This is a genomic window from uncultured Nostoc sp., from assembly GCF_964245575.1.
Classification (GTDB): Bacteria; Cyanobacteriota; Cyanobacteriia; order Cyanobacteriales; family Nostocaceae; genus Nostoc.
Window position 1 is genome coordinate 1 of record NZ_CAXTNP010000267.1, and the last position, 10,781, is coordinate 10,781.

At 41.9% G+C, this 10,781-nt stretch carries 9 protein-coding genes and 2 pseudogenes; 10 read left to right on the forward strand and 1 reads right to left on the reverse strand.

The window, feature by feature from the left end:
- Positions 1–426: 426 nt before the first annotated feature.
- From ACFFAP_RS30510 to ACFFAP_RS30525, 4 genes and pseudogenes are all read left to right on the forward strand, one after another.
- Positions 427–1,080: pseudogene (locus ACFFAP_RS30510) on the forward strand (ISKra4 family transposase); the annotation flags it as partial.
- Between the two features lie 842 nt (positions 1,081–1,922).
- A pseudogene (locus ACFFAP_RS30515) lies at positions 1,923–2,150 on the forward strand (GMC oxidoreductase); the annotation flags it as partial.
- A gap of 220 nt (positions 2,151–2,370) precedes the next feature.
- The gene (locus tag ACFFAP_RS30520; protein WP_375514725.1) at positions 2,371–4,704 is read left to right on the forward strand and encodes an FAD/NAD(P)-binding protein; all 2,334 of its coding nucleotides are present in this window, start codon (positions 2,371–2,373) and stop codon (positions 4,702–4,704) included.
- Positions 4,705–4,716: 12 nt separating this feature from the next.
- A complete protein-coding gene (locus tag ACFFAP_RS30525) occupies positions 4,717–5,400 on the forward strand; it encodes an HAD family hydrolase (RefSeq protein ID WP_375514726.1) in 684 nt (227 codons plus the stop codon).
- Between the two features lie 180 nt (positions 5,401–5,580).
- Here ACFFAP_RS30525 and ACFFAP_RS30530 read toward each other — a convergent pair whose 3' ends face one another.
- Positions 5,581–5,709, reverse strand: a complete 129-nt coding sequence (locus ACFFAP_RS30530; RefSeq protein ID WP_375514727.1) for a hypothetical protein — start codon at positions 5,707–5,709, stop codon at positions 5,581–5,583.
- Positions 5,710–5,799: 90 nt separating this feature from the next.
- On the opposite strand from ACFFAP_RS30530, the gene ACFFAP_RS30535 reads away from it, so the two are divergent.
- From ACFFAP_RS30535 to ACFFAP_RS30560, 6 genes are all read left to right on the forward strand, one after another.
- Positions 5,800–6,195: a TIGR02921 family PEP-CTERM protein gene (locus tag ACFFAP_RS30535; protein ID WP_375514733.1), complete on the forward strand. Its 396-nt coding sequence runs from the start codon at positions 5,800–5,802 to the stop codon at positions 6,193–6,195.
- A gap of 675 nt (positions 6,196–6,870) precedes the next feature.
- On the forward strand, positions 6,871–7,125 hold the full coding sequence (locus tag ACFFAP_RS30540) for a hypothetical protein (RefSeq protein WP_375514728.1): 255 nt from the start codon (positions 6,871–6,873) through the stop codon (positions 7,123–7,125).
- A 71-nt stretch (positions 7,126–7,196) separates the two neighbouring features.
- Entirely contained in the window at positions 7,197–8,306 is a 1,110-nt protein-coding gene (locus ACFFAP_RS30545; protein WP_375514729.1) for an LLM class flavin-dependent oxidoreductase, read from the forward strand.
- Positions 8,306–9,097 carry a class II aldolase/adducin family protein gene (locus tag ACFFAP_RS30550; protein ID WP_375514730.1) on the forward strand — a complete coding sequence of 264 codons (792 nt, stop codon included), beginning with the start codon at positions 8,306–8,308 and terminating at the stop codon, positions 9,095–9,097. The genes ACFFAP_RS30545 and ACFFAP_RS30550 overlap by 1 nt, the downstream gene beginning before the upstream one ends.
- Before the next feature lie 46 nt (positions 9,098–9,143).
- Positions 9,144–10,175: an ABC transporter substrate-binding protein gene (locus ACFFAP_RS30555; protein WP_375514731.1), complete on the forward strand. Its 1,032-nt coding sequence runs from the start codon at positions 9,144–9,146 to the stop codon at positions 10,173–10,175.
- 208 nt (positions 10,176–10,383) lie between these two features.
- Complete coding sequence (locus ACFFAP_RS30560) at positions 10,384–10,611, forward strand: hypothetical protein (protein WP_375514732.1); 228 nt, start codon at positions 10,384–10,386, stop codon at positions 10,609–10,611.
- Positions 10,612–10,781: the final 170 nt, after the last annotated feature.

Consider the following 10,781-nt stretch of genomic DNA (forward strand, 5'->3'; position numbering starts at 1 on the left):
CCCGCAAGGGCATCCAACAAATCCATACAGGCATCACTAGATGATTCAAAACAGTTGTAAATTTTTTGTCTAAAATCTTGAAATTGCGCTATTAATTGATTGTTATTAAATTTCGGCATAGCCATCAGTATTTACCCAACGATACTTTGTCGTTGATATTACTATTTGTTGGGGGTCTGGTGGCTATCCTTTTTTCTGTTTGAGCTAAAGCAAGCGAAATTAATAAGTTTTTCTGACAATTTTTGTCCCAAATCAAATAAGTAATATCACCAAAGAGTATAGATTTTTGTATTACTTTACCTACTTGAATCTCTAGTAGGGTTAGCAGATTTGATAAAAGAAGCGGAAAACTATAAATAAGATTAATCATTTTATGTTCGCGCATAATAACCACGAACAACTCTTTTTTGTCCAAAGTCCAAAAGACAAGAACATACAGTTGAAGAATTAAGCGTTGATGGTGGAAACATTCGTGTGCGGACTCCTAAAGGAGAAATATGTGCTTGGCTTGGCTATAAAGCGATTAGCGTACATCACAATGGAACCATTGGAACGTCTTTTCAAGATAATCAGGTTGTAATTGATTGGGTTAATGACCAACCACTGGCTAGCACGGTCACTTGTATTGGTGATGGACATGATGGTATTTGGAACATCATTGACCAACTAGCCCCTGATGTACAACGGCGAGATGTACAAGATTTGTTCCATTTGATAGAAAACCTTTACAAAGTCGGAGGTTCCCTAAAACGCTTGAAACAAGCACAGAATCTATTATGGAAAGGTCAAGTTGAGGCAACTATTGCCCTATTTACTGATTGTAAGGGTAAACAAGCACAAAACTTTTGTCGTTATCTCGGTAAACATCGCGATGCCTGCGGCGGGCTACGCCTACGCATTATCAACTACCAATACTATCAAGCTGAACAAATTTGTTCGATTGGTTCTGGTTCAGTTGAATCTGCTGTTAAACAGGTTGATCGTCGAACTAAGATTTCTGGAGCGCAATGGAAGCGAGAAAATGTGCCTCAAGTGCTTGCCCATCGCTGTGCCTACCTCAATGGATTATTGTCTGTTTGAACCACCTCAAAAATTAAGATGCTCCCGTTTTTTTCACGCAATCAAATATGAGTCCTATATGTAAATACCAGTACAATCACTTGTCGGGTTCTTTGTGCTCTCTAAGATGTTTATAAATTATTTTTACTTTTAAGAATTAGTTACAAACTTGGCATTCAAAGAAGATGTCAATGGAAGCCTACTAACTCCCGGTTCACTCATTTTTTTTGGAGTTCGAGAAATTGCCTAAAAACAGAAAATCTAGGTGCAGTAATGGTTTTAGGCATTCCTCTAAATTTACCTTGAACTACTACGCTGCTCTAAAAACTCTATTTTTATGCGATCGCGTAAAGTCGTCTTTCCAGTCCCCTGCTGACTAGCGATCGCCTATTCTTTTCTGATTTTCCAACAAATCCTGTTTTAAATGGAATGAAACAGCCCTGCTGGGAAAGGAGGGGGTGAAGAAGTTGCGTATGGTGGCAAAGAAAGGCAAAGATATTCTGATTCACACTCTGACTGAAGGCAATAAACCTATCCCACTAATAAAATTTGTGCTAAAAAGCTTAGGCTGATTGAGAACGAAAAGCGAAAAATCATGTTTTTTAAGCACATTTTCCGAAAAAAGTAAAGATTTTTAGAATAGTGGGATAAATTCAAGGAATTAAACAAAATGAAAGAAACATTTTTTGACTTCAAAGAATCCTGAAGAGGCTCCCCTCATTGACCCAGCGTATCTCACTGAACCTGAAGATATGGAGAAGTATAAAAAGGCGCTTAAGTTAAGCATACGCATTTGCACCCAAATAGGCTTAGATTCATGGCATGAAGCGCAAATAGTTCCATAACCTGGTGAAGATTTAGAGGACTATATCAGACAAACTGCTGATACAACACAACATTATTGCGGAACTTGTAAGATGGGATCTGACAAGAATTGCGTTGTGGATACAGAACTCAAGGTCCGTAACACGTCTAAGCTACGCATAATTGACTCTTCCGTGTTTCCGCTTCCAATAACTGCAAATACGGCGGCAGCAACCATGATGATTGCTCATAAGGGAACTGACATAATAATTAGGTCGTTCCAATAAATCTTTTGATACCAATTTGTGGTAAAAGGGATGATTATTGTGTAATCCAAAACTACGGTTAATTTACCAAATAAATGTATTTAATGCCTGAAATTAGGGTAATATAAGAAACTATAATAGATATAATCTTAAGTTTTTTTAACTGGGTTGGAAAAGCATTTAGTTCCAGTAAAAAGACTTGATTAAATCAGCGTAACTATTGATTCTAGCTAAGACCGCCATGAACCCTAGTTTTTTAACTGCCCACACTCCAACTACGATCGCTATTGTTGGCGGAGGTTTTAGTGGTTCTCTAGTCGCTACCCACCTATTGAAAACTGCCAGTCAACCCCTCACGATTAAGCTGATTGAGCGCAGTGATCAAATTGGCAAGGGAATTGCCTACAGCACAGATACCAACTGTCATTTGCTGAATGTCTCGGCAGGCAACATGAGTGCATTTGCTCACGATCCAGGGCATTTGTTACGTTGGCTTCAGCACAACCGCAATGAGTTAACAGCATTTTTTTCAGAAGAAGTCAATGCCAGTACCTTCATCCCTCGTAAAGTCTATGGTTTATACATTCAATCTGTTTTAGCAGAAGCAGAAGCCACAGCACCCAGTGATGTGCGACTAGAACGCTTCACCGATGAAGTGGTAGGGGTACAGCCTGAGGAAAAAGGCGCAATGATTTCTCTGCGTAGTGGTCGCTGTTTTGCCGCAGACAGAGTTGTGTTGGCATTAGGGAACTCACCCTCTGCACCCCCCGCTATTCAAAACCCAAATAGTAATGATGAAAGTTATCTGCGGAATGCTTGGTCAGTCGATGCCTTAGCAGACCTTGATGCTGATGCGCCTGTGTTGCTAATTGGTACGGGACTGACGATGGTGGACATGGTTTTATCTCTGGCTGATCGCCAACATCGCGGTAAAATTTATGCTGTGTCCCGACGAGGATTATTTCCCCTCAAACATCAAGCGGCTCAACCTTATCCCTGCTTCTTGACCCCAGAAAATTCACCGAAAAGTGTACGCTCCTGGTTACGTCGGCTGCGTGCCGAGGTGGAAATTGCTGCTACCCAAGGCTACGACTGGCGAGCAGTAATTGATTCTCTGCGTCCCATAATTCAGAAAATCTGGCAAAAACTACCGACCGGGGAACAGCAACGTTTTTTGCGTCATCTGACACCCTATTGGGACGTGCATCGTCACCGCATTGCCCCAAGAGTGGCGAATGTTGTAACTGAAATGCTGGATTCTGCTCAACTCACCATTGCCGCCGGGCGGATTCGGGAATATCAAGCTTTGCCGGACGGTGTGGCAGTGACCGTATGCCAGCGCAAAACCCAAACTAATAATATCTTGCACGTCCGCCGGGTGGTGAATTGTACAGGGGTAGCAGCAGATTATCGCCGATCGCCTCATCCTCTAATTACTAATTTGCGATCGCAGAAATTAATTCGCCCCAATGCCATCGGTTTAGGATTAGATACAGATACCCACGGTGCTTTATATGCAGCAGACGGTAACGTTTCGACGCTGTTTTATACCTTGGGAACTCCCCGCAAGGGCGACTTGTGGGAAACTATTGCCGTTCCAGAATTACGGGGACAGGCGCAGGAATTATCTAAGGCGTTGTTGCAGTCGCTACCAGTGCGTGTGCGGACTATTGCGACAATGCCTTCGTTAAGCGATGGCGTTCCGCCCAGGGTAGCTGATGTCTACGACGGGCTACGCCTACACAGTGCAGAGATACCGCAGTCAACTTTCCTATTTCGGCAATTTTTTGACCCTGCAACTAGTAGTTATACTTATTTAATTGCCGATCAGCAGATAGGAGATGCTGTTCTAATTGATCCTGTATTAGAGCAAGTTGACCGCGATTTGGAATCATTGGATGAATTAGGATTAAAGCTACGCTACTGTCTAGAAACTCACCTTCATGCCGATCACATTACAGGGGCAGGCAAACTCAGGCAACAAACAGGCTGTGAGGTGATTGTTCCTCAGAATACTGCTGTCACAAAAGCCGATCGCTCCCTTGTGGGTGGCGAAATCCTAGAGGTGGGATCGGTAATCATCGAAACGATTTTCACACCAGGTCACAGTGCCAGTCACATAGCATATTTGGTGAACAAAAGCCATCTGTTAACTGGTGATGCCTTATTTATTCGTGGTTGTGGACGCACAGATTTTCAGGGAGGTGATCCTGGAACTTTATACGATGTGGTGACACAACGCTTATTCACTTTGCCAGATGATACCTTGGTATATCCTGCCCATGACTATAAAGGGCGCACTGTTTCCACCATTGGCGAAGAAAAGCGGCTTAATCCCAAATTTAGCGATCGCAGCCGTAGTCAATTCATTACCATCATGAATAATCTCAAATTAAGTTATCCCCAGAAGATGGATGCAACAGTACCTGCGAATGAATACTGTGGTGATTTTATTCCTCAAGAAAGCTTAGACTCGGCTACGAGTTCGGCAACAGATGAAGAACAGAAACAAATAGAACTCACAGTCATGACTAATACAGAAATTTACAATGATTACTTTGCTATGTATATCTAGAGCAGGATGAAAATGAAATTGGTGATGTTTGACATTGATGGCACTCTTACTGAGTCGAATAGCCTAGACGATGAATCATATTTACAGGCATTGCATGAAGTATTCGGGTTTTCAGAAATCTTAAGTGATTGGACATCATATACTCATGTAACAGACACTTGTATATTAAAGGAAGTTTATCAAAGTCAACTTGGTCACCTTCCTTCATCTAGGGAAGTTGAGTCATTCCAAAAACGTTTTTTGGAATTATTAATTGATGGTGCAAAAGCACGCGATGGAGTGAAAGCAGTACCAGGTGCATTAGATATCTTGAAAAAGCTACTTGCATCTCCTGACTATGAAGTAGCCTATGCAGGAGGAGGCTGGTCAGCATCAGCGATATTTAAGCTCAAGTCTGCTAATCTTACCATTGAAAATATTCCCCATGCTTTCTCGGATGACGACGATTCACGCGAGGGAATTATGGCGATTGCACGTTCTAGAGCCGAAGCGTATTATGGTCAGTTTTTTCCTGACGTTGTTTACATTGGCGATGGTATTTGGGACATTATTTCTGCTAAAAATTCAGGATATTCATTTATTGGTATTGCATCTGGCGATGAAGCCCAAGCCTTATATAAGCAAGGGGCGACTTATGTTTTTCCCAACTACGATGATTACGAGAGTTTTTTGGCAGCGTTATTTTCAGCAGAATAAAAAGGCGGTGGATATAACAGTTGAAAGTCCCTAACGTGGTTGCAAAACTTAATAATATATGGGATAAGCTAATGAGCATTTAAATTGCATAAATTCAGTGCTAGAGCCGCTTCCTACAAGCAAATCAGTCGGGAAAAATGAATGACGATTAGCTTATAAGTACAAAGACAATCACCCTTTTTAAAAAGCAGCAGCAAATTCTTTTGCAAAATCTTCCAGCTTTACTTTTCCCATAGCAATTAACTCTGCTATTTCTTCTTGTGTTCTCCCTTCATTCATCAATAATAATATTAAAACTCGCTCTCTCATCTCATAGCGATCGCTCTATTTTAATAGCTTTTGTAAATGCTGTTTCTGTTCTAAGCTTAAAAAGCCTTTCGCCGGCATAGGCATCTGTATATTCAGTTATATCCTTGTTTATTATATGCAAATTGTAGGCGCAGCAGCTTACAATCTACTTTTAATGAACAAGAAGTTAAAGCAGGTTTATTAAATATCAACGAAAAAAAAGTTTTATTGATATCACAACAAGTCACAGTTAAAGAACATGGTGATTGGGCTGATGTGGAATTGTACGAAGTTTATAAAAATCAAACACGAGAAGTTCAGGAAGTTTTTTACTCCTTTTCTTTGCCAGAAAGCGCTGTAATTACTGGCTTATGGTTGGGAGATACTAATAAATTAGACCAACGTTTCCGTTTTGTTGTTTCTCCTCGCGGTGCTGCCCAGAAAGTTTATAATTCTCAAGTTAGACGTTCACGACCTATAGATCCAGCTTTGTTGGAAACCGATTAATCCCTTGAAAGTTAGCGTCCCTGAAGCATCAGGGGGATGGCTTTTAGGTGTGAGTGCCATCGCCCACATCATGCTTGTGAAGCGTCGGCGTTAATTAATTACTCACCGTTGTCGATTACACAACGAAATCATCATTTGCAATTACGTTTTGTAACAGGGATTTAACCCCGATAGTTTCTGAGCCTGTCATACCCCTACGGGGAAGCAAGCTACGCGTAGCGTCCCGCTCTTAAGGACACAAAACGTGCTACCGTCGTTTGGCAGGAGAATTAAACCCCAAAACTTTGTTAAATGGGGACTGGAGAGATACAGAATTTAGATACCCCCTTGTTTTTTATCTTTATCTATGCAAATCTCATACTATTATACTGTAAAACTATCAAGTTACCGTATAATAATTTTAGCTAGGTGCAAAAATAAAGTTTTAGTGCCGACTAAAAAGGTTCTCAGCTAAAAAACATCTAATTTGCATAATCGAATTAAACACAACTCTTGTGGAGTGTGCCGAAAAGCCCGCCCAGGTTATGCAATTTCAATGTGGAACAGCTTAGAAAGCTATGTCTGAACCACGCTATGGGATTTGGATTCCCGTTTACAGTAACTGCGGCCTGATGAACCATCCTCTTGAACCTCGTGATGCTTAAACTCCTAAAAATTGATATCAAGGAGTCAATTGTGGTGAATTATTTAAAAGAACACTGCTTTCAATACAAACAAAAATGTTTTGCCAGTACAATCTTTGCGCTTGCAGCATCTTTTCTTGGTTTGATAGCTTCTGGTTGCAGTCAACATACAGCTATATTTCCTAATGCTGAAGATATCGCCAATCTTCAGAAAACGGCTGATTGGTTATTAGAACAAAAAATTATTCCGCAACGAGTAGATATTACAACGGCAGTGTGTCCGTTGGGAACTACCGCCGCTAGATAAAAAAGATGAAAAGAGGCAAAGAATAACTGCCACTAAAAACTTAAATAACAAAGATTTGGAGCAAAATTAATATGTCTGTGGAATTTATCGGCATGATTGGTACGCGAGAAGCGTCTGAATTACATGACCCTACAGTATCTCTCATGGGGGGAAGTATAGACTTAGCTTATGTCCGCAAATTTGCAAAAGTCCATGAAGATGGTGGCTTTGATCGAGTGCTAGTTGGTTATAGTTCTACAGGGCCAGATGGCTTTAATGTAGTCAGTTATGTGGCTGCTGCAACAGAACGACTCAAATTTTTACTTGCACATAGACCGGGTTTTGTGGCTCCCACTTTAGCCGCCCGCAAATTAGCAACATTAGATCGCTTTTCTAATGGTCGCGTTGCAGTGCATATTATTACTGGTGGGAGCGATGCCGAACAACAGCGCGATGGTGATTGGCTCGATCATGATACTCGCTATCGCCGTACTGATGAATACCTTGATGTTGTGCGACGAGTTTGGACGAGTGAAGAACCCTTTGATTATGAAGGGGAGTTTTACCAACTCAAACAAGCATTTTCGGAAGTTAAACCTTTACAGCAACCACATATTCCGATATATTTCGGTGGTGCTTCTGGTGCTGCTGTGGGTGTAGGTGCAAAGCACAGTAATGTATATGCGTTTTGGGGAGAACCCATAGCTGCTATTAAACAACGGATTGCAGAGGTGAAAGCCGCAGCACCGCCTGGAAAAGATTTACGATTTAGTGTTTCCTTGCGTCCAATTTTGGGCGAAACAGAAGCAAAAGCATGGGAAAAGGCGCGTTATATTCTCTCACGGGTCAATGAAACCCGTGCTAAAGCAGGTATTCAATTATCTTCTGGGGCTTCTGCACGACCTCAAGCCGTTGGTTCATTGCGGTTGCTGGATTTTGCTAAGGAAAGCGAAATTCATGATAAGCGTTTATGGACACCGATCGCAGCTGCTACTGGCGCTCGTGGTAATACTACTGCTTTGGTAGGGACTCCTGAACAAGTTGCAGAGTCATTATTTGATTACTACAAAGCTGGAGTGACAACACTATTGATTCGCGGTTTTGACCCAGTGGAAGATGCGATCGCCTACGGTCGAGATGTGATTCCTTTGGTACGTCAACAAGTGCAACGACAAGAACGACAAACAGCAACCGTAGCTTAATGTACCTGTCAAACAAGAAAGAGAAAATCATGCCAAATTTCACTAGACCACAACCGCCAGTCTTTGAACGAGTTGAAGAAGAACGACTCTACCGCAAACAACGCCTTGCTGCTGCATTTCGGCTGTTTGCTCGTTTTGGCTTTAGTGAAGGAACAGCAGGCCACATCACTGCTAGAGATCCAGAGTTTACCGACCATTTTTGGGTAAATCCCCTTGGCAAGTACTTTGGCCACATCCGAGTTTCTGACTTGATTTTGGTCGATAAAGAAGGAGAAGTTGTCAAAGGTAATGCTCCTGTCAATCGCGCCGCCTTTGCCATTCATTCACAGGTTCATGAGGCGCGACCTGATATAGTTGCAGCTGCTCATGCTCATTCTCTGTATGGTAAATCTTGGTCAAGTCTTGGTCGCCTGCTTGATCCCTTAACTCAAGATGCTTGTGCTTTCTATCAAGACCACGCTCTATTTGATGACTATAGAGGAGTAGTTTTAGATACTTCCGAGGGTAAAAGAATTGCTGAATCTTTGGGAGACAAGAAAGCTGTCATCCTGCGGAATCATGGCTTTTTGACGGTGGGGCAGACAGTAGACGAAGCTGCTTTTTGGTACATTTCTTTTGAACGATCGGCTCAAGCCCAACTGCTTGCAGAAGCAGCTGGCAAACCACTTCCTATTGACCAGGAAACAGCAACTTTTACTCATAACCAAGTAGGAACCCATTCCGGCGGTTGGTTTAGCTTTCAGCCACTCTACGACCGCATTGTGGGAGAAGAACCGGGCTTACTAGAGTAGTTGGTAGTTATTTTTCTTCGTTGTCTTTTTATACCCAAAAATTAACGTGTTTACCAATTGGCTGCGGCAGAATTTTTTCTTCCCTCTGGGTTGCTTGTTAGTAGCAACAACAGCTTGCTCAGAGGTTAAGTCTACCAGTCCGGCAACAATCGCTGCTAATCCTAGTCCATCTCAAATCGCAGTATCAAATACAACTCAATTGCGGGTTGCTAGATATAAAGGTGGCTGGGACTTAAATTTAAAGTTAGCTGGACTAGATAATTTCCCTTATCAAACTCAATTTACTGAGTTTACTGGGGGTAACTTGATGGTACAGTCAATCAATGCTGGTGCGATTGACTTGGCCTCTGCTAGTGAAATTCCGCCGATTTTTGCGATTGAATCGAAAGCATCTGTAAAAATTATTGCCACTCTCAAAGGGCCGACGGTTGGTCAAGTTGTACTCGTACCCAAGGACTCGACTGCCAAAACGATCGCTGACCTCAAAGGTAAGAGAGTGGGTTACGTTAAAGCCACAACTGCCCACTACTTCCTGATTAAGATGTTGGAAAAAGTCGGGCTGACGATGAAGGATATCAATGCAATTCCTTTATCAATACCTGATGGGCTTTCGGCTTTTCGTAAAGGACAGCTTGATGCTTGGGCTACCTACGGTTATTCCATCCCCCAAGCCGAAAAAGAAGGGGCGCGGGTGCTGGAATCTGCAAAAGATATTTTGAGTGGTAACTTCGTGATTATTGCTTCACCCAATGCGATCGCCGATCCCCAAAAGAAGGTTGCGATTGCTGATTTTCTCTGTCGTTTGCAGAAATCTCAAACTTGGCGGGAATCTAATCTCAAGCAATGGTCGAAGAATTATGCAACTACCATTGATGTTGATCAAGGCATCGTTTATCAGGATGCCTTGCAAGGACAACAACAGCGTCGTCAAGAATTACTTCCTGTTTCTGACGCAGCTATTGCTTCTGAGCAAAAGGTTGCTGATACCTTTTTTCAAGCGGGTGTAATTTCCACAAAAGTTGATGTGAAACAACTTTGGGACAGCAGTTTTAACGAAGATATCGCCAAATGTCAATAATTGCAGTAAGGAGTAAAAAGCTAAATGTCAAAATTACCTATTTTAGAAGCATTCGTTACCTCAACAGCAAAATTATTGCCCAATCTCTTTAAACTTGTCGTTAAAGCATTACCTACGCCAACCATCGATTAATTTACAGTCTGGCAGCAGATATTGACAAAGGTGAACACAAGCCGAATGCTAATTTGCAAGCACAAATAGTGAAAATATGTTTCATGAAATAGAAAGAGAATTATTAAATGGAGCACCTTGGTTATTTGGGCAACAATCTCAATTACCACATCATCTCCAATTAACAGATCAGCAAGAACATGAGATACGTGATATTTGGGAATTACCACCACAAGAATCTGCTTATTGTGAGCGTGTTCTTAAGCAGCAGATAAAACGGTTTGGGATTTTCAGCAAACTAAAAAGTTTTTCTTTAAAGGCGTAGGCGTAGCCCGCACTTCTCTACGAGACGCTGCGCGTAGCTTGCTTCCACGAAGTGGTACGACAAAGCTCAGTGACCACCGCAGGCATCGCTAATAAATAAAGACAAGCGTTATCAGCGAATGGCACTAAGAAAAGCTCTAAGCTATACGAAATAAGGGCTACAGCTTTGAA